This is a genomic window from Micromonospora sp. NPDC085948 (genome assembly GCF_040686315.1).
GTDB lineage: Bacteria > Actinomycetota > Actinomycetes > Mycobacteriales > Micromonosporaceae > Micromonospora.
In genome coordinates this window covers 24855-49874 of sequence record NZ_JBFBJW010000014.1, presented here as the reverse complement: position 1 = coordinate 49874, position 25020 = coordinate 24855, and the positions used below count along the sequence as shown (strand labels likewise).

Annotated in this window: 23 protein-coding genes, 1 tRNA gene and 1 pseudogene; 11 read left to right on the top strand and 14 right to left on the bottom strand. The window is 70.0% G+C overall.

The window, feature by feature from the left end:
• Positions 1-120 precede the first annotated feature (120 nt).
• Complete coding sequence (locus AB0O48_RS27700) at positions 121-1296, bottom strand: ROK family transcriptional regulator (protein ID WP_357250793.1); 1176 nt, start codon at positions 1294-1296, stop codon at positions 121-123.
• Positions 1297-1465: 169 nt separating this feature from the next.
• On the opposite strand from AB0O48_RS27700, the gene AB0O48_RS27695 reads away from it, so the two are divergent.
• The 4 genes from AB0O48_RS27695 (at position 1466) to AB0O48_RS27680 (ending at position 4785) form a co-directional block, all read left to right on the top strand.
• Positions 1466-2920: a glycoside hydrolase family 3 N-terminal domain-containing protein gene (locus AB0O48_RS27695; protein ID WP_357250796.1), complete on the top strand. Its 1455-nt coding sequence runs from the start codon at positions 1466-1468 to the stop codon at positions 2918-2920.
• Positions 2921-3051: 131 nt separating this feature from the next.
• The gene (locus AB0O48_RS27690; protein WP_357250799.1) at positions 3052-3633 is read left to right on the top strand and encodes a hypothetical protein; all 582 of its coding nucleotides are present in this window, start codon (positions 3052-3054) and stop codon (positions 3631-3633) included.
• Positions 3630-4124 (top strand): DCC1-like thiol-disulfide oxidoreductase family protein, encoded by a 495-nt coding sequence (locus AB0O48_RS27685; protein WP_357250803.1) that lies wholly within the window; start codon positions 3630-3632, stop codon positions 4122-4124. The genes AB0O48_RS27690 and AB0O48_RS27685 overlap by 4 nt, the downstream gene beginning before the upstream one ends.
• Entirely contained in the window at positions 4087-4785 is a 699-nt protein-coding gene (locus tag AB0O48_RS27680) for a TetR family transcriptional regulator (protein WP_357250806.1), read from the top strand. The genes AB0O48_RS27685 and AB0O48_RS27680 overlap by 38 nt, the downstream gene beginning before the upstream one ends.
• A 218-nt stretch (positions 4786-5003) precedes the next feature.
• Here AB0O48_RS27680 and AB0O48_RS27675 read toward each other — a convergent pair whose 3' ends face one another.
• Positions 5004-5666: a GNAT family N-acetyltransferase gene (locus AB0O48_RS27675; RefSeq protein ID WP_357572183.1), complete on the bottom strand. Its 663-nt coding sequence runs from the start codon at positions 5664-5666 to the stop codon at positions 5004-5006.
• Between the two features lie 164 nt (positions 5667-5830).
• Between AB0O48_RS27675 and AB0O48_RS27670 the strand changes: the two genes are divergently transcribed.
• Both AB0O48_RS27670 and AB0O48_RS27665 read left to right on the top strand, forming a co-directional pair.
• Positions 5831-6025: a DNA repair protein gene (locus tag AB0O48_RS27670; RefSeq protein WP_357572184.1), complete on the top strand. Its 195-nt coding sequence runs from the start codon at positions 5831-5833 to the stop codon at positions 6023-6025.
• Positions 6026-6183: 158 nt separating this feature from the next.
• Positions 6184-6702 carry a hypothetical protein gene (locus tag AB0O48_RS27665; protein WP_357250812.1) on the top strand — a complete coding sequence of 173 codons (519 nt, stop codon included), beginning with the start codon at positions 6184-6186 and terminating at the stop codon, positions 6700-6702.
• 10 nt (positions 6703-6712) lie between these two features.
• Here AB0O48_RS27665 and AB0O48_RS27660 read toward each other — a convergent pair whose 3' ends face one another.
• The gene (locus AB0O48_RS27660) at positions 6713-7441 is read right to left on the bottom strand and encodes a Clp protease N-terminal domain-containing protein (protein ID WP_357250815.1); all 729 of its coding nucleotides are present in this window, start codon (positions 7439-7441) and stop codon (positions 6713-6715) included.
• 141 nt (positions 7442-7582) lie between these two features.
• Between AB0O48_RS27660 and AB0O48_RS27655 the strand changes: the two genes are divergently transcribed.
• On the top strand, positions 7583-8398 hold the full coding sequence (locus AB0O48_RS27655; protein ID WP_357250923.1) for a DUF72 domain-containing protein: 816 nt from the start codon (positions 7583-7585) through the stop codon (positions 8396-8398).
• A 9-nt stretch (positions 8399-8407) separates the two neighbouring features.
• Here the strand turns inward: AB0O48_RS27655 and AB0O48_RS27650 are convergent, their stop codons facing one another.
• A complete protein-coding gene (locus tag AB0O48_RS27650; protein ID WP_357572185.1) occupies positions 8408-10243 on the bottom strand; it encodes a glycoside hydrolase family 15 protein in 1836 nt (611 codons plus the stop codon).
• A gap of 153 nt (positions 10244-10396) precedes the next feature.
• Here AB0O48_RS27650 and AB0O48_RS27645 point away from each other — a divergent pair, with 153 nt between their 5' ends.
• Entirely contained in the window at positions 10397-10822 is a 426-nt protein-coding gene (locus tag AB0O48_RS27645; protein WP_365069172.1) for a VOC family protein, read from the top strand.
• A gap of 10 nt (positions 10823-10832) precedes the next feature.
• Here AB0O48_RS27645 and AB0O48_RS27640 read toward each other — a convergent pair whose 3' ends face one another.
• From AB0O48_RS27640 to AB0O48_RS27630, 3 genes are all read right to left on the bottom strand, one after another.
• Positions 10833-12065 carry an FUSC family protein gene (locus tag AB0O48_RS27640; RefSeq protein ID WP_365069170.1) on the bottom strand — a complete coding sequence of 411 codons (1233 nt, stop codon included), beginning with the start codon at positions 12063-12065 and terminating at the stop codon, positions 10833-10835.
• A 57-nt stretch (positions 12066-12122) separates the two neighbouring features.
• Entirely contained in the window at positions 12123-12419 is a 297-nt protein-coding gene (locus AB0O48_RS27635; RefSeq protein ID WP_357250826.1) for a DUF6582 domain-containing protein, read from the bottom strand.
• A gap of 133 nt (positions 12420-12552) precedes the next feature.
• Positions 12553-14772: a peptidase M6 immune inhibitor A gene (locus tag AB0O48_RS27630; protein ID WP_365069167.1), complete on the bottom strand. Its 2220-nt coding sequence runs from the start codon at positions 14770-14772 to the stop codon at positions 12553-12555.
• A 335-nt stretch (positions 14773-15107) separates the two neighbouring features.
• Between AB0O48_RS27630 and AB0O48_RS27625 the strand changes: the two genes are divergently transcribed.
• A complete protein-coding gene (locus tag AB0O48_RS27625; protein ID WP_365069165.1) occupies positions 15108-16313 on the top strand; it encodes a DUF1996 domain-containing protein in 1206 nt (401 codons plus the stop codon).
• Between the two features lie 44 nt (positions 16314-16357).
• Here AB0O48_RS27625 and AB0O48_RS27620 read toward each other — a convergent pair whose 3' ends face one another.
• From AB0O48_RS27620 to AB0O48_RS27610, 3 genes are all read right to left on the bottom strand, one after another.
• On the bottom strand, positions 16358-19057 hold the full coding sequence (locus tag AB0O48_RS27620; protein WP_365069163.1) for an RICIN domain-containing protein: 2700 nt from the start codon (positions 19055-19057) through the stop codon (positions 16358-16360).
• Between the two features lie 309 nt (positions 19058-19366).
• Positions 19367-20281, bottom strand: coding sequence for an alpha/beta hydrolase (locus AB0O48_RS27615; RefSeq protein ID WP_357250838.1), 915 nt, complete (start codon positions 20279-20281; stop codon positions 19367-19369).
• Positions 20274-20741, bottom strand: a complete 468-nt coding sequence (locus tag AB0O48_RS27610) for a hypothetical protein (RefSeq protein ID WP_357250841.1) — start codon at positions 20739-20741, stop codon at positions 20274-20276. The genes AB0O48_RS27615 and AB0O48_RS27610 overlap by 8 nt, the downstream gene beginning before the upstream one ends.
• A 226-nt stretch (positions 20742-20967) precedes the next feature.
• Between AB0O48_RS27610 and AB0O48_RS27605 the strand changes: the two genes are divergently transcribed.
• Both AB0O48_RS27605 and AB0O48_RS27600 read left to right on the top strand, forming a co-directional pair.
• Positions 20968-21222, top strand: coding sequence for a type II toxin-antitoxin system prevent-host-death family antitoxin (locus AB0O48_RS27605; protein WP_357250844.1), 255 nt, complete (start codon positions 20968-20970; stop codon positions 21220-21222).
• Entirely contained in the window at positions 21219-21593 is a 375-nt protein-coding gene (locus AB0O48_RS27600) for a type II toxin-antitoxin system VapC family toxin (RefSeq protein WP_365069160.1), read from the top strand. The genes AB0O48_RS27605 and AB0O48_RS27600 overlap by 4 nt, the downstream gene beginning before the upstream one ends.
• 164 nt (positions 21594-21757) lie before the next feature.
• Here the strand turns inward: AB0O48_RS27600 and AB0O48_RS27595 are convergent.
• The 4 genes and pseudogenes from AB0O48_RS27595 to AB0O48_RS27580 form a co-directional block, all read right to left on the bottom strand.
• Positions 21758-21871: pseudogene (locus tag AB0O48_RS27595) on the bottom strand (kinase); the annotation flags it as partial.
• A 192-nt stretch (positions 21872-22063) separates the two neighbouring features.
• The gene (locus AB0O48_RS27590) at positions 22064-23443 is read right to left on the bottom strand and encodes a gluconolaconase (protein ID WP_357572192.1); all 1380 of its coding nucleotides are present in this window, start codon (positions 23441-23443) and stop codon (positions 22064-22066) included.
• Positions 23444-24072: 629 nt separating this feature from the next.
• Positions 24073-24621 (bottom strand): hypothetical protein, encoded by a 549-nt coding sequence (locus AB0O48_RS27585; protein ID WP_365069157.1) that lies wholly within the window; start codon positions 24619-24621, stop codon positions 24073-24075.
• 307 nt (positions 24622-24928) lie between these two features.
• Positions 24929-25004, bottom strand: a tRNA-Lys gene (locus AB0O48_RS27580).
• Positions 25005-25020 lie beyond the last annotated feature (16 nt).

Sequence of the window (25020 nt, the reverse complement as noted above, 5' to 3'; positions counted from 1 at the left end):
GTCGCGGGCGACCCGGCGGCCGATCGCGACGCGGCAGCCGGTGGCGATCACGACGCGGCAAGAGCTTGCAACCTGTCAAGCTGCGGTGAAATATTCCTTCACATGACCGGCGCAGCGGGCTCAGCCGACGGTGGAGCCGAACACCTCGTCGCGCACGGCGTCCAGGGCGGTGCGCAGCGCGCCGTGCAGGATCGGCTCCTCGGTCAGCCCGGTCGGCACCACCCGCGGCCGGACCAGGGTGATCGCGGCGACCTCGTGCTGCACCCGTTCGGCGAGTGCGGCGCCGCCGGCCTGGCCCACGTCGCCGGCGAGCACGACCAACGGCGGGTCGAGGACCACGCAGGTGCTCGCCACGCCGAGCGCGAGCCGGCGGGCCAGCTCGTCGAGCATCGGGCCACCGTCGGCGCCGGCCGCTACGGCCGCGCGCACCGCCTCGGCGGCGTCGGTGTCCGGATAACCGTGCTCGCGGGCCACCGCGCGGACCGAATCCGCACCGACGAGCTGCTGGAAGGCGGGCTTGGCGCGGCGGGAGACGTCGCGTGGGATGGGCGCGCCGGGTACCGGCAGGTAGCCGATCTCACCTGCCGCTCCACTGCTGCCGTGGTGCAGCCGCCCACCCAGCATGATCGCCAGGCCCACGCCGGCGCCCACCCAGACCAGGACGAAGTCCGCCAGCCCCTGCGCGGCGCCGGACTGCGCCTCGGCCACCGCGGCCAGGTTGACGTCGTTCTCGAAGACCACCGGAGTGTGCAGGTCCTCCCGCAGGGCGGCGAGCAGGCCGCTGTGCCAGCGCGGCAGGTTGAAGGCGAAGGTGATGTCGCCGGTGCCGGGGTCGACCAGGCCCGGGGTGCCGAGCACGATCCGCCGTACGCTGCTGAGCTGCGCGTGGGCGCTGCTGGCCGCCTGCACCACGGCGTTGTGCACGACACCCACCGGGTCGTCGGTGTCCCGGGTCGACTGCTCCACCCGGCCGATGACCGCGCCGGTGATGTCGGCACACGCGGCCACCACCCGGTCCGGCCCGACGTCCACGCCGACCACGTGCGCACTGCCGGGGCTGACCGCGTAGAGCTGAGCGTTCGGCCCCCGCCCGCCGGCCTGCTCACCGACCCGCGTGACGAGGCCACGCTCCTCCAACCGCTCGACCAACTGCGAGGCGGTGACCTTCGACAGCCCGGTCAGCTCGCCGAGCCGGGCCCTCGTCAGCGGGCCGCGTTCGAGGAGCAGCTCCAGTGCCGCACGGTCGTTGAGCGCCCGCAACAGGCGGGGGGTGCCGGGCAGCCGGGTCGCACTCATGACACGTCCTCTAGTTTTAGTAAACTTTGCTAACTGTAAACCTACCTGCGAACGGGTAGCCGTAGCGTATCGGCCACCCGGAGGCGGGACGCTCCGCCGATTCGGCAGGGCGGACACCACCACCGGTACGACGTTTCGTACCCGCTGGGGCACCGAAGGGGGAGATCACGTGGGGCTGGATCCAGGACTGCGCCGGTTGGCGCTGGGCACGTTGCTCGCCGCGTACCCGGGACCGGTCCCGCCGGACTGGGCTGTCGACCTGCTGGCCGACGGGCTGGCCGGGCACACCCTGTTCGGCACCAACGTGCACGACCCCGCCCAGGTGGCGGCGAGCACCGCCGCGTTGCGCTCCGGCCGGCCGGACGCGCTGATCGCCATCGACGAGGAGGGCGGTGACGTGACCCGGCTGGCGCATGCCACCGGCAGCCCGTACCCCGGAAACGCCGCCCTCGGCGCGATCGGCGACGTGGCGCTCACCCGACGCGTCTACCGGTCGATCGGCGCCGAGCTGGCCGCGCTCGGCATCACCGTCAACCTCGCCCCGACGGTGGACGTCAACACCGCCGACGAGAACCCGGTGATCGGCACCCGATCCTTCGGCGCGGACCCGGTGCGGGTGGCCGCCCACTCGGCCGCCGCCGTGACCGGGTTGCAGGCCGCCGGCGTGGCCGCCTGCGCGAAGCACTTCCCCGGGCACGGCGCCACCGTCACCGACTCACACCACGAACTGCCCACCGTGGACGCGCCGTTGAGCCTGCTCCGCCAACGGGACCTGCCGCCGTTCGGGGCGGTCATCGCCGCCGGGGCACGCGCCGTGATGACCGCGCACATCCGGGTGCCGTCGCTGACCGGCGCCGATCCGGCCACCTTCAGCCGGGCCGTCCTGGTCGACCTGCTCCGCACCGACCTCGGCTTCACCGGCGCCGTCATCACCGACGCGCTGGAGATGAAGGGTGCCGCAGTGGCCGCCGGCGGGGTCGGCCCGGCCGCGGTCCGCGCCCTGGCGGCCGGCGCCGACCTGCTGTGCATCGGCGCGCGGGTCGACGCCGAACTGGTCGAGCGGGTGGCCGCCGAGATCGTCGACGCCCTCACCGACGGTCGGCTGGCGACCGCCCGGGTCGAGCAGGCCGCCGGCCGCGCCGCCGAGCTCGCCGCCTGGACCCGGGCCGCCGCCGGGCCGCCGGCAGCCGGGGACACCGAGCTGGGGTACGCGGCGGCGCGTCGCGCCGTCCGGGTGGACGGGGTGCTCACCGGCCTGGACCGACCGCTTGTGGTGCAGTTGCACACCGAGTCGACGATCGCCGAGGGTCGGGTGCCGTGGGGTCTCGGTCCCCACCTCGACGGCGTGCCGGAGATTCGCGTGATCGCCACCGAGACCGACCCGGCGACGTTGCGCGGGTTGGCCGGTGACCGACCCATCGTGCTGGTGGGGCGGCACCTGCACCGGCTACCCGGTGGCCCGGAGCTGGTCGCCGGGCTGGCCGCCGAGCATTCGGTGACCGTGGTGGAGATGGGGTGGCCGGCGCAGTGGCGCCCGGCGGGCGTACGCGCCTTCGTCACCACCTACGGCGCGAGCCACGCCAACGGCCGCGCGGCGGCCGAGGCTCTCGGACTGGCCGGCTGAGCCGCGGCGTTCTCCAGCCGGGCCCCCGAGGCTCGGCCGGACGACGCGCTCCCGCGCCAGAGTGTCCACAGTCACGTGTCGCCCGTTCTTGAACATGTTCAATATTCACCCTAGGCTGACGACGTCGGTAGTTGAACACGTTCAAGAAGGGCGTCCGCATGGACATCAAGGTCTGGATGTACGTGGTCTACCTCGCGGTCAGCGTCGGGCTGACCATCTGGGTGGCTCGGGCACTGTCGCGCAACGGGCTGGTCTTCCTGGAGGAGGTGTTCGCCGAGGAACGAGTCGCCAAAGCGGTCAACAGCCTCCTGGTCGTCGGCTTCTATCTGCTCAACCTCGGCTACGTCACGGTGGCGATGAGGCACTCCGACCCGGTGGTTTCCACGGCCCAGGCCATGGAGGAACTGTCCCTCAAGGTCGGCCTGGTGCTGCTGGTGCTCGGCGCGCTGCACTTCTTCAACGTCTTCGCACTGGGCCGCTACCGCCGAACCCGCCTTCGCCAGCTCGCCACCCATCCCCCGATCGCCCCGATCGGCCGACTCCCCATGCAGCCCGCCCCAGCCGGATCACAGTTGGTCGGCGCGTACCCGGGCGGACCGCGGCCGCCCGGCGCACACCCGGCCGGACCCCAGCCCGGCCCGCAACCGGCCGGACCACACCCGGCCGGACCGCAGCCCGGCGCTGGGCCGGCGAACAACCCGCCGACCCGATGACCGAGACACCGACCGGTGGCGTCGGTCGACTCCCGGATCCCACCGCCCACTCCGGCGGTGGGATCCGGGGGTTCACCGTCCTGTTCGACGCGGCCTGCCCGCTCTGCCGCGCCGCCCGCCGCTGGTTGACCTCCCGCGCCCAACTCGTACCCCTGGAGTTCGTGCCGGCCGGATCGGTCGAGGCCCGGCGGCGCTTTCCCGGCCTGGACCACGACGCGACGCTGCGCGACCTCACCGTGATCGCCGACACCGGTGAGGTGTACGCGGGCGACGGCGCCTGGTTCGCCTGCCTGTGGGCGTTGGCCGACCACCGGTCCATGGCCGAGCGACTGGCCCGACCGCACCTGCTGCCCCTCGCCCGACAGGCGGTGGCCGCCGCCTCGGCGATCCGGGAGCGGGTCCGCGACCCGGGGGACGAGCCGACAAACGACCTGGCGGGATACGGTGACCTCGATGACCGAGCAGCCTGCGCAGACGACCACTGCGGGTGACCCAGCCACCGCCCGAGGCGAGCAGACCCGGCAGCTGATCCGGGACACCGCGATGCGGCTGTTCCGCGAGCGCGGTTACGCCCAGACCACCATGCGGGCGATCGCGCAGGAGGCCGGCGTGGCGGTCGGCAACGCCTACTACTACTTCGGTTCCAAGGACCACCTGATCCAGGAGTTCTACGCCCAGTCCCAGGTCACACACCGGGCGGCCGCACAGCCCGTACTCGATCGGGAGGAGGCGTTCGGCGCCCGGCTGGCCGGAGTGCTGCACGCGGGGATCGACGTGTTGACGCCCTCGCACGGGTTCGCGGCGACCTTCTTCAAGACGGCGGCCGAGCCCACCTCGCCGCTGAGTCCCTTCTCGGCGGAGTCCTCCGGCCCCCGACAGGCGGCCATCGAGCTCTTCGGCGAGGTGTTGACGGGCTCGACGGCCAAGGTCGACGCCGAGCTTCGCCCCCAACTGCCCGAGCTGCTCTGGCTCGCGTACATGGGCGTGATCCTCTACTGGGTCCACGATCGATCACCGGGCCAGACCAAGACCCGGCAGTTGATCGACGGGGCCGTACCACTGATCGACCGGCTCGTGGCGCTGTCCCGGCTCCGGGTCCTCCGACCGGTGACCCGACAGGTGCTCGACCTGATCCGCACGCTCCGTCACTGACCCGGCCTACACTCGCCGATCACCGAAGGAGCAGGTCAAGTCCACTTTTCGACACTCCGAACTGACAGCATCAACCTTGCCCTGAGCCGGTTAGATACGTAGCGTGATCGACGCGTACCGACCCGACACCTGTCGGTACGTCCGGAACCGGGGCCTGGGGGGAGGTTGCGGACCGTGGATCCGGCCCGGGATCCACGGTCCGCGAGCGCCCGCGCGAGTCAGCGCGGATAGACCCCGTACGCCCGCCAGCCGCGATCCGGGAAGCCGGCCGCGTCGGCGACCCGGGCCGAAGCGAGATTGTCGCGCTCGTGCAGGTAGGTCGGCACCGCTCCCTCGTCGAGGACCCGTCGCGCCGCCTGCGCAACGAGTCGGCGGGCAAGGCCGTGCCCCCGAGCCACCGGCGCGGTGCCCACGGCCAACTCGTGCCCGTACGCGTCGTGCCGCTTGATCCCGGCACCGGCCAGGTAGGCACCATCCGGATCGCGGACCACCAGCACCGGCCGGTCGAAGAGCCGCAGCCAGGGCGGCAGCCCGGGTGCCGTCGGCGGGGTCCACTCCCCCACGTCGGGAAGCGGCGCGGGGGACACACTCCACCGGAAGGGACCGTCGTGCACGCACCAGTCGGGCAGCCCCACGGCCTGCGGCAGCGCGGCGAGGAACCGGTCCGGAGTACGCCGGATCAGGGCACGGATCGCCGCCACCCGGTCCGGCGCCACGGAGAGCACACCGCTGCGCCCGGTGTCCACGGCGAGCGCGGGGCGCAGCCTGCCGTCCCAGGCCGGTGCGGCCCGTCGGTGCGAGGCGACCACGTGCAGCCCCGCGCCGGCCGGCCACTGACCGAGCCAGGTGGCCAGGTGCAGTTGGACCCGCCGGTCGAGCATGCCCACCTCCCCGTCGGTCCAGCCGTCGTGGATCACCGTACGCCGGGCTGGCCCGGCCGGGCGGACGATCCCGCAGGGCCGGGCGGGGCACGATGATCAGGCAGAGCGATCGACCGTCATATGTATTTTCTTAGCTGGACACCTTTCTTTGGGACGGTGAACGCATGCCGATTCAGCCGAGCGACCACTACCAGCAGGACCCCGAGCGACTCTGGCAGGCGGCGGAAGCCATCAAGAGCAGTCCTTCCCAGCCGCGCTACCGAAATCCCCGCACGGTCGGCGGCGGAGCCCTGTCGTGGGCCGGATTGAACAAGCTGCCCGTTGGCAGCTTCAGTCGGCACCGCCTGAACACGCACTGACGCACCACCCCTCACCCACCGGGTGGGTGGCACCCAAGGGCAGCCTCTGACGTTCGCCCGGGGCGACACACCGGGGAGGTCCAGCGAGGGCTTTCGCACACCTGTCGGGTAATTTCTTGTGGTCCGCCATCCGGCCTACGACAGGAGAAGCTCCGCGCATGGGCAAGAAGACGATCCACGTCTCCGACTTCACCGGCACGGTTCTGCAGCAGGACGACGAGGTGGTCCGCGTCGTGGTGCTGGAGCACCCGGACCTGGTCGCCGGGCCCGTGCAGTTGGACGCCACCCCGGGTGAGGTGGAGAACATCGACGACGCCGCCCTGGACGTGGCGGTGGTGGAGATCCACGACCGGCATGGCGGTGGCGAGCCGCGTCGGGTGGTGTTGACGGCCAGCGAGTTCGACGCGATGGCCACCGACGTGCCGATGGCGCAACTGTTGCGGACGGCCGAGCGGGTCCGCCCGCCGAAGGCCCGCAAGGGCGCCGAGAAGATCGACTACAGCACGCTTGAGCACGCCGGCAAGCCGCATCGGGGCCGGGTCACCGAGGAGGAGGCCCGACTGGTGCGCGAGCAGCTCGACGAGGTCAACAAGCGCCTCGCCGACGCGGGCGTGCGCCAGATCGACCCGACCGATCCGGAGCACGCCCTGCGTTACGGCTTCCCCGAGGCACCCTGACCGGAGGGCCTCACTTCGGTGCCGTGAAGGCGGCGAGCGCGGCGGCCAGGTCGGCCTCGACCGTCGCCTTGTCCAGGCCGAGACCGGTGAGCACGCCGGCGCCGTCCTCCTGCTCCAGCAGGGCCAGCAGGATGTGCTCGGTGCCGATGTAGTTGTGCCCGAGGCGCAGCGCCTCGCGGAAGGTCAGCTCCAAAGCCTTCCGGCCGCGTGCGTCGTACGGGATGAGGTCCGGGACCTGCTCGGCCGGTGGCGGCAGGAGGGCGGCGACCTTCTCCCGCACCACCTCGGCGGTGGCGCCCCGGCCGGCCATCACCTTGGCGGCCAGCCCGTCCGGCTCGGCCAGCAGGCCCAGCACCAGGTGCTCGGGGCGGATCTCGGCGCTTCCGCTGGCGCGGGCCTCCTCCTGCGAGGACATCACCACGTTGCGGGCCCGGGGGGTGAACCGCCCGAAGGATTCGTTCGGGTCGAGGGTCGGCCCGTCGGTGGCCTTCGGCACGAAGCGCTTCTGGGCGGCCTGCTTGGTGACGCCCATGCTGCGGCCGATGTCGGTCCAGGAGGCGCCCGAGCGGCGAGCCTGGTCGACGAAGTGCCCGATCAGGTGGTCGGCGACCTCGCCGAGGTGGTCGGCGGCGATGACCGCGTCGGTGAGCTGGTCGAGCGCGTCGGTGTGTGCCCTCTTGATGGCCTGGATCAGGTCGTCGAGCTTGACGGTGTTGCTCATCTGGAGAGGATCTGTCATGCGTCAACCATAGGTTGACGGTCCGGTCGCGTCAACCTTGAGTTGACGATGTCCGGCGGGTGGCGGGCGAGGCGCCCCGATACGGTGGGCTCCGGTCGAAGCACGGGAAGGGCGGACATGCGTCTGCACGTGGGGTGCGCGATGTGGAGCCACCGGTCGTGGCCGGGACACCAACTGCCACCTGCGGAGCGCCTGCGGCACTACGCCAGCTGGTGTGACGCCGTGGAGGGCAACACGACGTTCTACGCGACCCCGGCCCGGGACACCGTGGCGTCGTGGGCCGCGCAGACGGACCCCGACTTCCGGTTCGTCCTCAAGCTTCCGAAGGTCATCACCCACGAACGTCGGCTCACCGCCGTCGGCGAACCGCTGCGCGCCTTCCTGGACGCGATCGAGCCGCTCGGCCCGCGCGTACACGCCCTCTGGATCCAGCTACCCGGCTCGTTCGCCCCCGCCGACGTCCCGACCCTGCGCCGCTTCCTGGGTCAACTCCCGCCGTCGCACCGGTACGCGGTGGAGGTCCGCCACCCCGCGTTCTTCACCGACGCCGACGCGGCCCGGCTGCTGGAGGCGACCCTCGCCGTCGCGTCCGCCGAGTGGATCCCCTTCGACACGACAGCCTTCTTCGCGAGCCCACCCAGCAGCGACGCCGAACGGGACGCCTGGACCAAGAAGCCCCGCGTGCCGCTCCGCTCGCTCGCGCTGACCGACCGGCCGATCGTCCGCTACCTCGGCCGGGACGACCCGACCCGCACGGTCGAGGGGTGGCAGCGCTGGATCGACGTCACCGTGGCCTGGCTGCGGGAGGGACGCTCGCCGACGATGTTCCTGCACACCCCGGACAACGCCGACGCGCCCGTACTCGCCCGCCGGTTCCACGACGAGGTCCGCGCACGCGTGCCCGAGTTGGACCCGCTGCCCGAGCCGATACCTGTCGAACCGTTGACGCTGTTCTGACCGGGTGGGTCAGCACTGCTCCTTGTCGAGCAGGTCGTCGAGGTGGGCAGCCGTGCTGATCAGCGAGAGGTGACTGAACGCCTGCGGGAAGTTGCCGATCTGCTCGCCGGTCGGGGCGATCTCCTCGGAGTAGAGGCCCAGCGGGCTGGCGTAGGTGAGCATCTTCTCGAAGGTCAACCGGGCGTCGTCGACCCGCCCGGCCAGCGCGAGGGCCTCCACGTACCAGAAGGTGCACATGTTGAAGGTGCCCTCGGTGCCGGCGAGGCCGTCCGGCGAGGCCTTCGGGTCGTAGCGGTAGACCAGGCTGTCGGAGACCAGGCCGGCGTCCATCGCCCGCAGCGTCGACTCCCACATCGGGTCGGTCGCCGAGATGAAGTTCAGGCCGGGCATCGACAGAAGCGAGGCGTCCAGGATGTCGGACCCGTAGTGCTGCACGAACGCGCCGCACTGCGGGTCGAAGCCACGGGTCATGACCTGCTCGTAGATGGCGTCCCGTTCGGCGGCCCAGCGGGCGGTGTCGCCGGGGCGCCCGCGGCGGTGCGCGATGCGGATGGCACGGTCGAGCGCGACCCAGGACAGCACCCGCCCGTAGGTGAAGTCCTGCCGGCCGGACCGGGTCTCCCAGATGCCGTCCTCGGGTTGGTCCCAGTGCTCGCAGAGCCAGTCCATCATCCCGGCCGTCTTCCGCCACCCCTGGTACGGCGCGATCAGCCCGTTCCGGTCCGCGAGCTCCAACGAGACGAGCGCCTCGCCGTAGATGTCGAGTTGCAGTTGGCCGGCCGCGCCGTTACCGATCCGCACCGGCGCCGAACACCGGTATCCCTCCAGGTGACCCAACACCTCCTCGGGGAGGTCGGGTGAACCGTCGATGCGGTACATGACCTGGAGGGGCAGGTTGGCGTCCCGGGCCTCGCGGATGCGCTCGTTCAGCCAGAACAGATACCTCTGGGCCTCGTCGGTGAAGCCCAGGCGCAGCAACGCGTGCACGGAGAAGGACGCGTCCCGGATCCAGGTGTAGCGGTAGTCCCAGTTCCGCTGCCCGCCGATCTGCTCCGGCAGCCCGGCGGTGGGTGCCGCGACCAGGGCGCCGGTCGGCGCGTACGTCATCAGCTTGAGCGTCATCGCCGACCGCTCGACCACCTCCCGCCACCGACCCTTGTACCGGGAGCCGCCCACCCACCGCCGCCAGTAGTCGCGGGTCTGGGCGAGCAGGTCGCACGCCTCGTCGGTGCTCATCGCGCGGGGCGCGTGCGGACAGGCCGTCTCCAGGACGACCCCGCCGATGTCGCCCGCGCGCAGGGTGAACGACGCGGACACGCCCTCGGCGTCGCGCCGGACTCCCACCGCCTCGAATGTTCGTTCCGATTCCTTGAAGGGAGTGAGGGTGAGGGTGAGGGTCGGACTCCGGAACACGTCACCCTCGGGGTGCACCTCGAGCTCGTACGGGTCGCGCCCGTAGTTGAACCGGGGACGGCAGTCGAAGCGGAACCGCATGCTTCCCCGGACCATCCGTACCAGCCGGATCAGCCGGTGCCGGTCGGTGGCCTGTTCACCGGTGACGGGCATGAAGTCCAACAGCTCGCCCACGCCGTCGGCGCTGTGGAAGCGGGTGATCAGGATCGGCGTACCGGGCAGGTAGAGCTGCTTGCTCGTGTAGTCGACGCCGTCGGGCGTGAGCCGGAAGTGGCCGCCCTTGTCATGGTCGAGCAGCGCACCGAAGATGCTCGGTGAGTCGAAACGGGGCGCGCAGAACCAGTCGATGGCACCGTCTGCGCTGATCAGCGCGGCGGTCTGCAGGTCACCGATCAGGCCGTGCGCCTCGATCGCCGGATACCTCGCATCCACGCTGTCCCCCGCCGTCGTGATGGCAACGGCGGCGACTACCCGGGAGGCGGCGGGCTACACGCGACTTGTCCGAACCCGCCGACCATTGCGGAAGCGAATCTTCCGCAATCGCCGATAGCGTCGTGTGCAACGACATCGACGGAGGGAAAGCTGATGAGCCTGCGAGGATTCGCCACACTCAACATCTGGGCCGACGACGTGGAGGCGGCCACCGCCTGGTACGCCGACTTCCTCGGCGTCGAGGCGTACTTCATGCGCCCCGGGCCGGACGGACGCCCGGCCTACACCGAGTTCCGGATCGGCGACTACCAGGCGGAGCTGGGCATCCTCGACCGCAAGTTCGCGCCGCCCGGGGCCGCGACGGGACCCGGCGGCGTGCTCATGCACTGGTACGTCGACGATCTCGACGCCACCGTCGAGCGACTGCTGGCGTTGGGTGCCAAGGAGTACCAGCCGATCACCCCGCACGGCGACGAGGGGTTCATCACCGCCTCGGTCGTCGACCCGTTCGGCAACGTGCTGGGTGTCATGAAGAACCCGCACTACGAGGAGATCCTGGCCTCGCTCAAGCCGGCCTGACCCGGACGGCTCACGGGCGAGCGCCGCGTTCCGGCCAATCCCACCCGTCCCGGTCCGCCGTCTGCCGCACCTGCGCTGCCGCCGTGGTGGTGTCCAAGCCGCTGGCGATGAGCAGGTCGTGGGCAGCCGTGCGGAACTCACCCGCGGCGACCATTCCCGAGTAGCCCAGCCGGTGGGTGTGCGGGCGGGTGGGATCCGGGGCGGACTCCCCCTGCGCCTGTCCGACCAGTTCCACAGCGGTCAGAATCTGCCGGCGAGCCTCCTGCGGGTCCGCCCGCCCGGGGGTGGTGGTGCGTCTCAGCGTCTGCACACTGGTGGCCAGCAGGTCGATGGCCGCCGCGAACTCCGCAGGAATCGGCTCATCCTCCCGGAGAGCCTTGGTGAGTCTCCGCGCGACGGCCCGACAGCCGTAGAGACTGCGCTCAAGATGGTGGATGGCCTGGGTGTATCGGGCCAGGGACCGGCGTTCGCGCCACCGTAGTGGCGCCAGTCGCACCACCTCCTGGGCAGCCGCGAGCCCCTCGTCGAGCGCGGTCATCCGTGCTCCGAGAGTCCGCAACGCGTTCAGACTCTGCTCGGTGCCGCCAAGGTCCCGACGACGCAGGGCCGCGGCCAGGTCGTGCAGGGCGGCGATGGCCGGGTCGAGGACCGGTTCGGCCAGCCGCTGCACCGTCCGCTGCGGGTGGATGGGCACCAAGAGCAGGCCGACCGCCAGACCGACGAGCCCGCCGACCGCGGCGTCGACGAAGCGGGGGACGGACAGGTCACGCACGGGCGGTTCCAGGGTGGCGATGAGCACCGCGGTGCCGCCGGCCTGGGTGAGCAGGGATCCACCGCCCTTGAGCAACACGGCCACGATGATCGCCAGCACCACGACCACGCCGGTCTGCCAGGCGCCGATGCCGAACAGCGGCATGAGCGCGTCACCGACGGCGAGGCCCAGGATCACCCCGACCAGCAGCTCGACGGTACGTCGCAGGCGTGACCCCATCGAGGCGGCCACGATGCCAACCGCCGTGGTGGGCGCGAGGACCGGGGCCGGATTGTCCAGGAACTGATACCCCACGAACCAGGCGAGCGACGCCGCGACGCCGGCCTGCACGGCGAGCAGACCGAAGAGGCGGAACCGCCAGGCACGGGTACGTACGGCGTGGCGCACCCGTTCGCGGAGGCCGGCCACCGTTCGGGACGCCCCGCCCGACTCCGGGTCGAGGTGGGCTGCCGGCTCCTTCTCTGCGGGCACTCGCGCCGCTTACCCGCCGACGGCGGACCTACCCGCCGAATCGTGCGGGTGCGCCGGTCAGTGGGCGGGGTTCGGTGTGTGCGGGAGTTTGCCGAGCTGACGCCAGTTGGTCTCGGCGACCTCGACACCGTAGTGCTTGGCCGCGGCGAGGATGTTCTGGAAGGCCAGGTCCCGATCCTCGTCGGTGACGCCCTGCACCTGATCGAACCGGGCGATGGCGTTGCGGACGTGACCCGCGTCGGTCATCGGTTCCTTGCGTTCGCGGGGGAACGCGAAGACGGTCTCCGGCAGCTCGCGCTTGTCCTTGCTCGACAGCCCGCCGTGCTTCTCGTGGGGCTTCCAGGTCGACTTCATCACCCCGCATTACCCGCACGCTGTCCGCCAGCACCTCTCCGACCGAGAATTTCCGGTCCGGCCGACCCCGGCAGAGCGGGCGGGGCACCCACCGTCGACCTCGACGGCGGGTGCCCCGCGAGCTGGGTGGAGATCAGCTCAGTGAGCTGCTGCCCCCGGGCTGCACCACACCGTTCACGGTGAGTTGGTACGGCGCGTACTGCCGCACCTGCTCGGTCGGCTCGTCGTACGCCACCACGGCGACGACCTTCGGGAAGGCGTCCAGCACGGCCAGCTGAAGCTTGCCGATCGTGACCTCGGAGCGGCCGTTGGACTCGAACTGCCAGGCGATCGAGTGCTTCTCGTCGATGCCGACGAGCCGCAGGTTCCAGTTCTTGACCGGGGTCGGACGGATCTCGGTCGGCGAGTCGAACGGCGCCAGGCTGGTGCCGTCGCTGAGCGTCTTACCGCCGACGGTGATGTCGTCGAGCAGCAGGCCGCCCTCGTTGGTGCCGCCATCACTGACGTACTCGAAGCCGAGCAGCACGGTCTTCCCGGCGTACGCCGACAGGTCGTACGAGCGCGCCTCGAAGCCGCTGGTCGTACCGTTGAGCGCCGGGCCGCGCGGCCCGTCGACAGTCTTGTCACCGGGGATCGCCGTGTACGTGGCACCGCCGTCCGTCGACACGGTGACGTAGCCGTAGTCGTAGCCGAGTTCCGCGCCGTACTTGGCCTGGAACCGCAGCGTCGGGTCGGTGGTCGGCACGGCGACCGAGGTGACGGCCGTCGAGTCGAGGCTGTTGGCGTTGCCGGAGAAGAGCACCGCGTTGCCCGGCCGGTCCGGGTCCTGGGTGGTGGTCGTCCACGACAGCGGGAGGGCGGGCAGGGTCTTCGCGCCCTGGAACATCACCGACCGCAGGTCGCGACCGCTGAGCACCTTGCCCTTGGCCGTGCCCAGTTGCACGTAGTCGGCGCCGTTCGGGGCGGCCCCCGGCGTACCGTTGGCCGCCGTGCTGGCCAGGTTGACCGTGGAGCGCAGGCTCGGCGTGGTGACCCGGCTCTTGGCGACGCCGAGGGTGACGCCGAACTTCGACTCGCCGACGAGCTTGTCGAGCAGCGTCATCGACTGGAAGTCGTGGATGACCTGGTAGACGTCGTGGACCCCGACCGTCTCCAGCTCGGCGTCCAGGCTCGCGAGGCCCTGCCGGGCACCGTCGCGGTGCAGCCGGGACATGAAGTCGGCGCCGTAGCGGTCGTAGAGGAACAACATCAACGAGTACGCGCTGCCGTAGTCGGCGAGGACCGCGTTCGGGTTGGGGCTCTCGTCCCAGAGGGTGAGGGAGTTCTCCGGCCCACCACAGTCGCGCGGGTTGGTGTTGTACGGCGTCTGGACCGTGCCGAACCCCTGGTAGCAGTAGAGGTGACCGTCGGCGCCCCGGTCGAAGACCGTGGCCTTCGAGTCGCTGTACCCGGTCAGCGACATGGCGAAGTCGGAGAGGCCCTCGTTGATCCAGTTACCCTCGAAGGGGTCCGCGTAGTAGTGCGCGAGGTGCTGCCACTCGTGCGCGAACGTGCCCTCGTAGCTGTTCGGCCGCGCGCCCCGGCTGGTGCACAGGTCGGTGGTCGGCTCGTCCGGCGGGTTCGCCGTCATGCGGTGCAGCCAGTCGAACGCGTCGACGGTCATCACGTTGCGGTCGAGCAGCTCGTTGAACTGGGCGGAGAAGAACCCGGCGATGTACGTCGGCGCGGCCGGGAACGTGTAGTAGTTGTCGTCCCGCACGTTGTCCACGAGCGTGACGGTCTTGTTGCCGGCGCCGGTGTAGACCCCGCCATTGCCGTTGGCGTCCGGCCCGATCTGGGCGTTGCTGCCGTCCCGGTCCGGCGGGGTGCTGAAGGCGTTCGTCTCCTTCGGGTACATGTTCGTGTCGAACTCGTCGACCAGGTGCTTCACCTGCGCGTCGGTGATCTGCGTCGACGACGGCACCTGCGTCCGGCAGTCACCGGCCGGGAACGCCAGGTCGTTGGCGACCCAGACCTCGATGTGCTCACCGACCGCCCGCAGTGTGTAGTCCTTGCGGTAGACCGAGCCCTGGACGTCGTCGAGGCCGAGCCACTGACGGACCGTACCGACCGCCGGCGTCTCCACCGACTGCGCCTGCTTCCGCGCGCCCGTGCGCGGCTGGTACCGCGAGGGCGTCTCGATCGGCCGGCCGTCCAGCGTGAAGTCCTTCCGGGTGAGCTCACGCATGTCACTCCGCGGGGCGACCTTCGGCGCGACGGCTTCCGCCGACGCCGGCGACGTCGCGGTCACGACGGTGAGAGCCGGTAGGACGAGGACAGCGGCGAGCGCCCCAACCATGCGGGTGCGTGCCATGGAACCTCCTTCGGGTGTGCAACCCGGTTCCCGTGAGGTCGGTCGGGTGTCGACCGCTCACGATGATCAGTTGAACCGGGGACACGGTAGCCCGAGGCAACCTTCACGTTCGACCGATCGGGAAAGCGATACATCTCACCGGCGGGAACGGTAATCCGCAACATTCGGCGGGACCGCGTCCGTGGCCAGGAACGACGCACTGACCTGTATGGACATTCAGGTCCGCGCATTTTAAGGAAAGTTTAAGAAAGTGTCGAGTACGGGCGGCGGGCACCTACCATTCGGCGGCCGTGGCCGTTCGGGTCAGCCGCATGTCGGCTCGTTGGGAGTGACAGGTGTCGTACGAGAGCCCGCCGCCGTCACGTCATCGCCCTCCGGGGTGGCCGGCCCGCAACAAGCTCGGCGTGGCCGCCGCAGCGGCGGTCCTACTCGTGGTCGCGGCCGGGGGCGTGTACCTCAGCAACAGCGGAGTGACGCCCGAGCCGTCGAACGCGGCCAACGCCCAGCAGTACCCGTCGCCGTCGGCCGGGCAGCCACGGCCCGACGCGGCAACGTCGGACTCCGCGCCGCCGACCGTGTCCACGTCCCCGTCGACCGCCGCGACCCCGTCGACCAGCGCGACCCCGTCGACCGCCGCAGCGCCGGCGATCCCCGCCACCGGCTGGATTCCCGTCGACCGCGCGGCCTGGAAGGCGCAGGTTGACGCGTACCAGGCCTTGTCGATCGACCCGGTCCCGGCCGGTGTGGGCAACCTCCCGGAGTTCCGCGCGGACTGCCAGTACAGCCACCGGTTGCCGGATGACCCGATCGTCGCTCCCGGCCTACCGGGCGCCTCACACATGCACTCCTTCGTCGGCAACAAGGCCGTCGACGCGAGCACCGTCGCCGGCGACCTGACGAAGTTCACGGCCACCTCCTGCAAGCCGGTACAGGACCACTCCGCCTACTGGGTGCCCACGCTCTACGACAACGCGACGGGCAAGCCGGTCGAGACCACCGGGTTCCGGGTCTACTACCGATCGCTCGCCAAGAACTCGACGGGCCAGATGCCGATACCCAACGGCCTGCGCATGATCTCCGGCGACGCCAAGAAGAAGAAGCCGACACCGCGCGGCGCGACCGGGCAGTTCTACTGCGCCTTCTACGGCCCGGGGGACCTCGACGGCGTCGCCCGCAGCACCAACGGCAACTGGCCCATCTGCGGTGGGGACGCGACGCTGCACTTCATGATGCAGTTCCCCGACTGCTGGGACGGCAAGCACCTGGACAGCCCCAACCACAAGGACCATGTGGCGTACGGCAGCGGCAACGCCTGCCCACCCAGCCATCCGGTCCGGATCCCGGCGATCACCTTCGACATCCGGTACCCGGCGAAGGGCACCCCGGCGGGCTACTACCTCTCCTCCGACAAGGAGGGCAAGAGCGCCTCGTCGATGCACGGCGACGCGTTCGTGATGTGGGATGTCGCCACCATGAACAAGCGCACCAAGAACTGCGTCCTCGGCCGCCGGACCTGCGACAACTACGGATACCAGAAATAGCCCGGGGCCAGGCCCGTGTCGGCCTGGCCCCGGGGTCTGGTCGGTCAGCTACGCAGCGTCCACCGCTGGTTCGCGCCGCCGTTGCACGACCAGAGGATCACCTTGGTGCCGTTGGCGGTGGCGGCGCCGTTGGCATCGAGGCAGAGCCCGGACTGGGCGTTCGTGATGGTGCCGTTGCTGTTGACGTTCCACTGCTGGTTCGTGCCGCCGTGGCAGTCCCAGATGATGACCGCGGTGCCGTTGGCCGTGCCGGCCCCGGACGCGTCCAGGCACTTGTTGCCGTACACGGTCAGCTGCTTGCTGGCGGTCTGGGTCCAGCGCTGGTTGGCACCGGTGGAGCAGTCCCAGAGTTGCGCCTGGGTGCCGTTGGTGGTCGAGGAGTTGGGCACCTCGACACAGCGGCCGGACTGGCCACCCACGAGCTGCCCGGCCCCCGTGCCGCCGCCGCCCTGCTGTTGCCGGACGATGAAGGTCGACTCCGCCGACCGGTTGCCCTGTGCGTCGACGACGTAGAGCCGGTACTCGCCCTGCGTCGTCGGCACGGCGATCGAGGTGGCGTTGCCCGCCGCCCTGGTCATCGTCGCCCCGGCGGTGAAGGTGGTCGTGCCGGACGGCGCCAGCCAGACCGACTTGGTGGCGTCACCGGTGCTCCGGATCGGGATCGACGCCGTGGCGCTCGCGACGAATGTGCTGGCCGGCAGCACGTAGTTCGGCGCGGAGAAGGTGCTCGCCGGCACGATGTCCCGGTACGCGTCCTCCAGGCCGGAATTCGCCGCGATGCTGTACGCCGCCGCGGGCCAGACATAGTCGGAGGAGACGAGGATGTCGGCGACCGTGCTGTTCGGCAGGTTCTTGTTCGAGACCTTGTTGATCGGGCCGTAGATCTGCGTGATGCTCAGATCGTGCTTCCGGCCGAAGTCGTCGGAATTGATCATCCAGGTGACGTTCTTGTCGATGCTCAGGACGTTGTCACGGAAGGTGATGAACGCCGATCCCTCGTCCGGGTGGAGGCCGTACTTGTGGCCCGACGGCACGCCCTGGAGGTAGTTGTTGGTGATCATCGTCCCCGGCTGGCTGCCGAGCGTGTAGATCGGGGCCGTGTCACTGAGACGCTGCACCGTGTCGATGATGTGGTTGTAGCTGATGTTGTTGTTTCGGGCCGTCGTGGTGGGCCGGTTGGGCACGATCGAGCCCGACGATCCGTCGAAGTTCCACCAGCCCCAACCCATCGTGATACCCGACCACGTGGTCTTCTCGATCCGGTTGCGCTGGATGGTGAGGGTGTCGGCGAAGTACGCCGAGATGGGGCTGTGCCCGTTGAACAGGACGGCACTGTCGTAGAGGTAGTTGTTCTTGATGTCGATGTTCTTCGGCAGCCCCTCGACCTGCGCGGAGAACTTCTCCCGGTTGGTCGACGTGCCGTCTCCGATGTAGACGTGCTGCGGATGACCCACGGTGATCGCGGAGCCGGCGATGTCGTTGGTGTAGTTGCCGATCAACTGGGTGCCCTGCACGTCGTTGATCATGTTGATCCCGTCGGCGCCGGTGTGCTGGATCCGGTTGCGTTGCAGCAGGATCCCGTCGGCGTTCTGGATCTGGATGATGCCGGGCGTCACGTCCACGTTCCGGTAGTAGTAGACGTGGAAGTTGCCCTTGGCGTACACCTGGGCACCGAGGTTGCCCTGCTGCGCCTGCTTGAAGGACGAGCCGGCGACGTTGAACAGGTTCCAGTCGGAGTGCTGCACCGTCAGCCCGGAGAACGTGATGTTGCGCGCGTGGCCGCTGGTCGAGGTGCCGGCGACGCGCAGCAGGTTGGTGACGTTGTTCGGCGCGTAGACAGTCGCGGTCGACATGTTGTCGGCGCTGGCCTTGTAGTAGTAGACCGTCTTGGTGCCCTTGTCGAAGTAGAACTCGCCGGGCGCGTCCAGGAACTCGTAGGCGTTCATGAGCTTGTGGGTGCCACCCACCTGGGCGTTGCCGTTGAACGAGCCCTGGGCGATCGCCGCACCCGGCTGCTGGAACAGGGCGACCCGGTTCGCGCCGTCGGAACTCGTGGTCACCTGGCGGACGCCCACGATTGCCGTGGTCCAGGTCGTGCCCGTCTCGATCTCGATGTCGTCCTGGTTGCGGGCGACGGCGGGGAAATCATTCAGACTGTATTTGGCGCCATCGCACTGCGATCCCGACTCCCAGGCCCACGCGGCCTGGTTGGCCGTGATGGTGTACGTCCCGTAACAGCCCCCCGAGCTGATCGTCTTGGACGCCATGACGGCACGCTTGTCGTTGACGTACAGCGCACGCAGCTTGTTGGCGCGGTCCAGCGGCGCCTTCCAGATGTTGCCGCTGTGCTGGGTCCACCCGGTCACCTGGACACCACCGTCGAGGACCGGCTTCTCACCCGGGTAGGCGCCGTAGCTGATCCGGAATCCGTTGGTGCCCGAGTCACTCGTGCCGAATTCGACGGTGCTGCTGATCGGATAACTCCCACCACGCAGCAACACGCTGATGTCACCGGTCATGTTCGTGTTCACCGTACGGACGACATCCCGCGCGCGTTGCAGCGTCTTGAATGGGGATTCGATCGTCCCCGCGTTGGCGTCGTTGCCGTCCGGGGCGACATAGTAGGTCGCCTGAACCGCGGCCGCGGCCGGCAGCTGATTCGTCAGCACGGCCGGCACTGCGGCCGAGACGAACACCGCGAGCGCCAACAATGACGTTCGAGCGGTGGAAATTGCTGATTTCACGTGCTGTTCCTTTCACTTGCCGTCGACGGGATGCCGAATGTGGGTATCGAGCGACGAGCACGGAACAGCGACGCCACTAAGGACTGGCGGAGGGGTGCTGTTGCCCGACCGCACTCTTTTTCCAATCGCTACGAAGCTCTCCCCCGGACTGTATGTCGAACGTGTGACGACTGCAACAGTCAATTAAGAGTGGTCAATGCGCAAAGGCGCTCGTACCGGGCAGAACGCCCGACCCCCGCCCCACGCCCCACTGGCATCGTCCGATGAATCCGCGGCTGCGCCGCACGCGCGACGGCCGAGTCTCCCGGCTCAGCCGTGAGCTGCCTCGTGCAGGAAGTCGGTGACGATGGCGGCGAGCTCCGCCGGGCGTTCGGCGACCATCGCGTGGCTGGCGCCGGCCAACGGCAGCACCCGCAGGTGTGGGCCGTCCACAGTGGCAAGCCGTTCCAGGGTGGCCCGGCGGTAGGCCACGTACACCTCGTGAAACGGTTCCTGCTCGGGTAGGTCCTCGGTGGCGAGGACGAGCAGCAGGGGGCACCGGGCATCCCGGTAGGCGGGGACCAGGTCGAGGGACTCCATCGCTTCCCGCAACTGTCCGGTCACCGTCGGATCGGGGCGCAGCCGGTAACGGCCGTCGTCACCCGGCACGAGGTTCCGTTCGAAGGCGGCCACCCAGTCCGCCGGATCGGCGCCGTACCGCAGGGCCATCGCCCGCTGCCCGGCCAGCGCCGCGGCCAACTGTTCGGCGGTGAGCGGCTCGGCCAGCATCGCGGCCATCCCGTCGAAGGCCGCCCGCAGTTTGGCGAGCGCCGCTGCCGCCTGCCCCGGGTCCATCCCGGCGAGGTGCTCCGGGCGACTCGGCGGAGGATTTCCGTCCAGGCTGACGACACCTGGGCACTCCGGGTGACGCTGCGCCCAGAGGGCGGCCAGCATCCCACCGAGGGAAACCCCGACCACCGCGGGGCGGTCGAGACCGAGGCCGTCGGCGACGGCGGCCAGGTCGTCGAGCACCTCGTCCCACCGCCACGGGCCGTCGCCGGACCGCCCGTGGCCGCGCAGGTCGACGGTGACCACCCGGTACGCCTGCCGCAACTCCTCGGCCAGCGTCGTCAGCTGGGCGAGGTTGCCGCCCGCACCGTGCAGCAGCAACAGCGAGGGTCCCGGTCCACCGAGGTCGCGGTACGCGATCGGCACGCCGCCTGAGCTGAGGAGGGAATCAGGCATGTCGGGTTCCTTCCCGGAGTAGTCGGTCGCGGACGGCGGCGGACAGCACACCGCCCTCGGGATGGCGGGCGAGTTTGCCGCGGGCGGCCAGGTCGTGGACCCCCTGGCGGGTGATGCCGAGCATGGCGCCGGCCACCGCGTACGACACCGATTCGGCGGTGGGGTGGCCCACCCGTCGCGCGACGATCTGGCCGAGTGGGGTGCGCCACCAGTCGAGGGGCGGGTGGAACGGGGCGTCGCCGGGATAGAGCGTCGAGATCGCCCGGACGATCACGCCGTAGGCGGCCTGCTCGTCACCACCGACCATGGTGGCGGCCCAGGAGTGTGCCCGGTCCCGCACGACGGCCCGCAGCGAGTCGATCGCCGGGTCACCGTCGACCAGGATCTCCAACGGATCGAGCAGCCGAACCTCGATCAACCTGAGGAGCTGCGCGACAAGTTCCGCATTAGCTGGTGGCACACCAATCCCCTTCGCTTGACGCCCATCGTCAAGCACTTGACAGGTCATGTCAAGCGTCAGCGGATGTCGTCCCGAATGCGGCCCACGTGGTGATCCATCGACCCTCGACCCTGCCCAGCGCGCCGACTCAGACGGCGTCCGGCGACCCGACCGCAGACAGCCAAGCTGCTGGCGCACACGGCCAAGCAGGCTAAACTAATCTCTTAGCTAAGCGAGGGGGTACGCCATGTCGGCTGAGGCCGTGCACTACAACATGCATGACGCCAAGACCCACCTGTCGCGCATCATCGAACGGGTGGAACACGGCGAGGAGATCATCATCGACCGGGCGGGCACCCCGGTGGCGAAGGTCGTACCGCTGGTTCGGCGGGCCAACCGCACCGCAGTCGGCTCCCTCGCCGGCCAACTCGACCTATCCGGCGACTGGGACTCACCAGAGACCAACGCCGAGATCGCCACCGACTTCGGCATCGGCGCATGACCCTGCTGCTGGACACTCACGTCGCGCTCTGGGCCATCACCGGCGACCCGACCCTCGGCGCTGAGTTCCTCGACCGACTGCGACACGAGCCGGACATCTTCCTCTCCCCGGTCACCCTGTGGGAGATCACCATCAAGCAGAGCGCGGGGAAACTCGGCGGACCCCCTGACCTCGCAGAGCGGGTAAGGGACATGGGCTTCCAGGAACTCCCGGTGACCCACGCCCACGCCATCGCAGCCCGCCGCCTGCCAGCGCACCACCGCGACCCCTTCGACCGCATGCTGGTGGCCCAAGCGATCACCGAGAGTCTGACCCTGGCCTCCCGCGACGCGTCGATAGCGCTGTACGACGTGGACGTCCTCAAGGTGTGATCGGACCGGCTCGGTGAGGGCTAGCCTCTTGGGTCATGCCCGACCCGGCGCCGCGTCCATTGCTGTTCCTCGACGTGGACGGCACCCTCATCCCGTTCGGCACACCCGCGGCGGATCAGCCGGACATGCCGCACAGTCACACCCAGGCACCAGCCCTACCGGCCGACACCGGTGGTCTCGGGTAGGACGAGTTGGTCGGGCCAGCCCAGGACGTCATGGGCGGCGTACCAGCCGCTCATGTGCTCGGCGGTGAACTCACTGACCTGTGGGCGGGTGAGGTCGGGCAGGTCACCTACTCCATGTCGCTCGAACCGCCAGAGGGCCACAGCTTCACCCTGAAACAGTTCAAGCAACAACTCGCCGGCTTCACCTGGAGTTGATCCTGGCACGCTGACAGCAGCGGGCAGGCAACCTTTCCGCCCTACGTCGCTTCAGCGACCGACCGGGCACGGGCACGGGCGAGTGCCGAATCACCCTCGGGGGGCGGTGAGCCGGTAGACGGCGCCCGCGAGATCGTCACTCACGTACAGCGCCCGATCGGGGCCCTGCACGGCCATGACCGGTCGGCCCCAGCGGGAGCCGTCCGACGCCTGGAACCCGGTCAGCAGGACCTGCTCCGGGCCGAGGGTGCCTGCGCGCCAGGGGAAGAATGACACCTGCGGAGCCCGCGGCGGTGTCCGGTTCCAGGAGCCGTGCACACCGACCAGGGCACCAGACCCGTAACCGCCCGGCAGGCCCGGCGACCCCGTGAAGCTCAGCCCCAGTGGGGCCGAGTGGGCGGCCAGGCCCTGCTCGACGGGGGGGAGCGCCGCGCAGTCGAGCTTGTTGCCGTCGGAGTTGTGCTGGACATCCCGGACGAATGGCCGTCGGGTGTAACTCAACGGCGAGTCCTTCGCGCCCAGCTCCACGTCGGGGTCCGGGTTGCAGTACGGCCAGCCGAGGTCGCGGCCCCGAGTCAGCCGGGCCAACGGTTCGAGCGGGTGGTCGTTCACGTACGCCTGGAGGGTGCGCCCCTGGTCGGCCGTGCCGTCGCCGTCGTAGTCGCGGTCCACCGGGTACGCCACGTTGTCCCGGTTGTTGACCGCCGTCCACACCGCACCGTCCGGGTCGACAGCGAGCCCGGTGCCGTTGCGGACGCCGCGGGCGAAGACCTCGGGCCGCCCACCGCCGGCCGACACCCGCAGCACGGCGGCCCGCTGCGGGACCGCGTCCCGGTCCTCGACCGACACGTTGCCTGTCGAACCGATCGAGACGTAGACCGCGCCGTCCCTGCCCACCGTCACGCTCTTGAGCGCATGGGCATAGGTGCCTCGCAGCTCGGGGCTCTTCGCGTCGGGCAGCCCCTCGACGACGACGCGCCGGTCCGACAGCACGCCGGTACGGTAGGTGAAGCTGTCGACCCGGTCGCTCTCGGCCACGTAGAGCGTGTCGCCCCGGAAGGCCAGCCCGTGCGGCTGGTTCAGCCCGCTGATCAGCGTCCCCCGGGTCGGCGCGGCGTCGTCCTTCCCCGGCACCAGCGCGAGCACATCGCCCGAGCGGGGGCGCGACACAAGCAGCCGACCGTCCGGCGTCCAGGCCAGCAGCCGCGCGCCGGGCACCCGGGCCCAGACGTCGACCTTCCAGCCGGGGGGCGCCTGCAACCGCCGGACCTGATCGAACGGATCGGTGTCGGTGCCGGCGAGCGCACGCACGGCCGTGTCGGCCAGCGCCGGACCGGCGGCCGGAGTGGAGCCGGAGGGCGACGGCACGGTCGTCCCGGACGGGACGGGGGCGGCCGGCCCGTTGGAGGAGCAGGCGGCCAGCGTGAGCGCCAGGCCGCCGGCCAGCGCCGCGTACACGGTCTTCTTCATCCGGTCAGCTATACCCCGTAGACCGGAGGCGAACATCGTCCGGCTCGCGGGCTGTCGACACCGAGGATGCTCGCCGGCGGAGCTGTCCGATCCCCGCCCGTCCCGGGATCATGAAAAAAACGGTTGTGGATCAGTCCTGTTCGAACGCGGCAAACCCGAAGCGGCAGGCATCACCGCTCCGCACGACGCGCTCATCGCCCCGTAGATTGCCACGACTTCCGGGCGACCAAAATGAGCTTCCGCGCTTTGTTTCCCCGATCGCGTGTCGTCGCTCATTCTTTGGATTAATCCCGGCGGTGCCTCCGGTCATGGGCCCAATAAGGCGCACCCACGCAGGCGAGGGAAGGTCTTCGACATGTCCGCTCAGGGCCTGACCGGTCCCGGCCCACGTGCGGCGGACATGGTGGGGCCCGGCCCGGGTACCGCGGAAGGCGGCGCCGGACCGTGCCGATACGGACCCCGTCAGAGATCGGCAGTGGTGCGGGATCCCGACTGCACAGGGCAGCTCCTGACCCCGCCGTAGCGCTCGGCGCCAGTGACGATTCCGCTTTCGGACAGGGTCCGGCCCATGTAGACGACGAATGCCGGCATCCCCCGCGGGGGGTGCCGGCATGTCGACGGGTGCGTGGTCAGGCGGCGAGCAGAGCGATGCCCAGGGTCGCCACCCCGACGGTGAGCAACGCCGCGCCCAGGTAGAGCACCAGGATGAACCGGTTGGGGGTGGTGCGGTCCCGCCCGGCCGAGGCGGCGAAGAAGCCGGCCGACATCACCACCGCGGACAAGGGGATGCAGATCCGGGCGATCCAGCCGGCAGCACCGTCGACATTGCCGAGGTCGGCCAGCACGAGGCAGATCAAACTCAATGTCACGAGCACACCGGCATGGCCGTGGCCGGCGCGGGCGAAGGATTTCTGGAACGAAGTCATCTCCACCGCGCCGCTCGCGATCCGGGTCATGAGAAATCCACCGAGCTCGATGGTGACGATGGTCAGGAGCGCGACCCCGGCGATAATGCGGCTGGCATCGGTGAGGAGAATGGTGTCCATTGAAGAGGAGTCCGCCTTTCCGTATGAGATTGTTGACAACCTTAGCGGGAGACCGGACGCAGCAGAACCGCCGCGCGCCAGCACCGCCCCGGCGAGGAACGTGGCCGAGACGACGCCAAGGGCGAGGTGCACTCCGCTGGTGAACGCCGATTCGACACCGGCGGCCGCGGACCGGCGAGTGTCAGCGGTCGAGCGCCACCACGAGCTCCGCGAGGCACCGGCTCGACACGGGTGGGCACTGTCCATACTCCACCTGCTCTTCGGACCGTACCGGCCCGGACCGTTCGACCTGTCCGGTCTCGCGGTGCCGCCGGGTCTTCGCGGGGGACGGCCGCGTCACCGACGAACCCACGGTCCAGCCCTCGCGGCCGACCATGCAGGCCGACGTACCCAAAAGGCCCCGGACCGGCGTTGAACACCAGTTCAGGGCCTTGATCGTTGGTGCGCCGCCAGGGACTCGAACCCCGAACCCGCGGATTAAGAGTCCGCTGCTCTGCCAGTTGAGCTAGCGGCGCTCGCCGGCAACGGGAT

Bases quoted from the DNA above. Each gene is read 5' to 3' on its own strand.
- AB0O48_RS27700 (WP_357250793.1), bottom strand. From the start codon at position 1,296: ATGAGTGCGACCCGGCTGCCCGGCACCCCCCGCCTGTTGCGGGCGCTC.
- AB0O48_RS27685 (WP_357250803.1), top strand. From the start codon at position 3,630: ATGACCGAGACACCGACCGGTGGCGTCGGTCGACTCCCGGATCCCACC.
- AB0O48_RS27680 (WP_357250806.1), top strand. From the start codon at position 4,087: ATGACCGAGCAGCCTGCGCAGACGACCACTGCGGGTGACCCAGCCACC.
- AB0O48_RS27675 (WP_357572183.1), bottom strand. From the start codon at position 5,666: ATGCTCGACCGGCGGGTCCAACTGCACCTGGCCACCTGGCTCGGTCAG.
- AB0O48_RS27670 (WP_357572184.1), top strand. From the start codon at position 5,831: ATGCCGATTCAGCCGAGCGACCACTACCAGCAGGACCCCGAGCGACTC.
- AB0O48_RS27665 (WP_357250812.1), top strand. From the start codon at position 6,184: ATGGGCAAGAAGACGATCCACGTCTCCGACTTCACCGGCACGGTTCTG.
- AB0O48_RS27660 (WP_357250815.1), bottom strand. From the start codon at position 7,441: ATGACAGATCCTCTCCAGATGAGCAACACCGTCAAGCTCGACGACCTG.
- AB0O48_RS27655 (WP_357250923.1), top strand. From the start codon at position 7,583: ATGTGGAGCCACCGGTCGTGGCCGGGACACCAACTGCCACCTGCGGAG.
- AB0O48_RS27645 (WP_365069172.1), top strand. From the start codon at position 10,397: ATGAGCCTGCGAGGATTCGCCACACTCAACATCTGGGCCGACGACGTG.
- AB0O48_RS27635 (WP_357250826.1), bottom strand. From the start codon at position 12,419: ATGAAGTCGACCTGGAAGCCCCACGAGAAGCACGGCGGGCTGTCGAGC.
- AB0O48_RS27630 (WP_365069167.1), bottom strand. From the start codon at position 14,772: ATGGCACGCACCCGCATGGTTGGGGCGCTCGCCGCTGTCCTCGTCCTA.
- AB0O48_RS27615 (WP_357250838.1), bottom strand. From the start codon at position 20,281: ATGCCTGATTCCCTCCTCAGCTCAGGCGGCGTGCCGATCGCGTACCGC.
- AB0O48_RS27605 (WP_357250844.1), top strand. From the start codon at position 20,968: ATGTCGGCTGAGGCCGTGCACTACAACATGCATGACGCCAAGACCCAC.
- AB0O48_RS27600 (WP_365069160.1), top strand. From the start codon at position 21,219: ATGACCCTGCTGCTGGACACTCACGTCGCGCTCTGGGCCATCACCGGC.
- AB0O48_RS27590 (WP_357572192.1), bottom strand. From the start codon at position 23,443: ATGAAGAAGACCGTGTACGCGGCGCTGGCCGGCGGCCTGGCGCTCACG.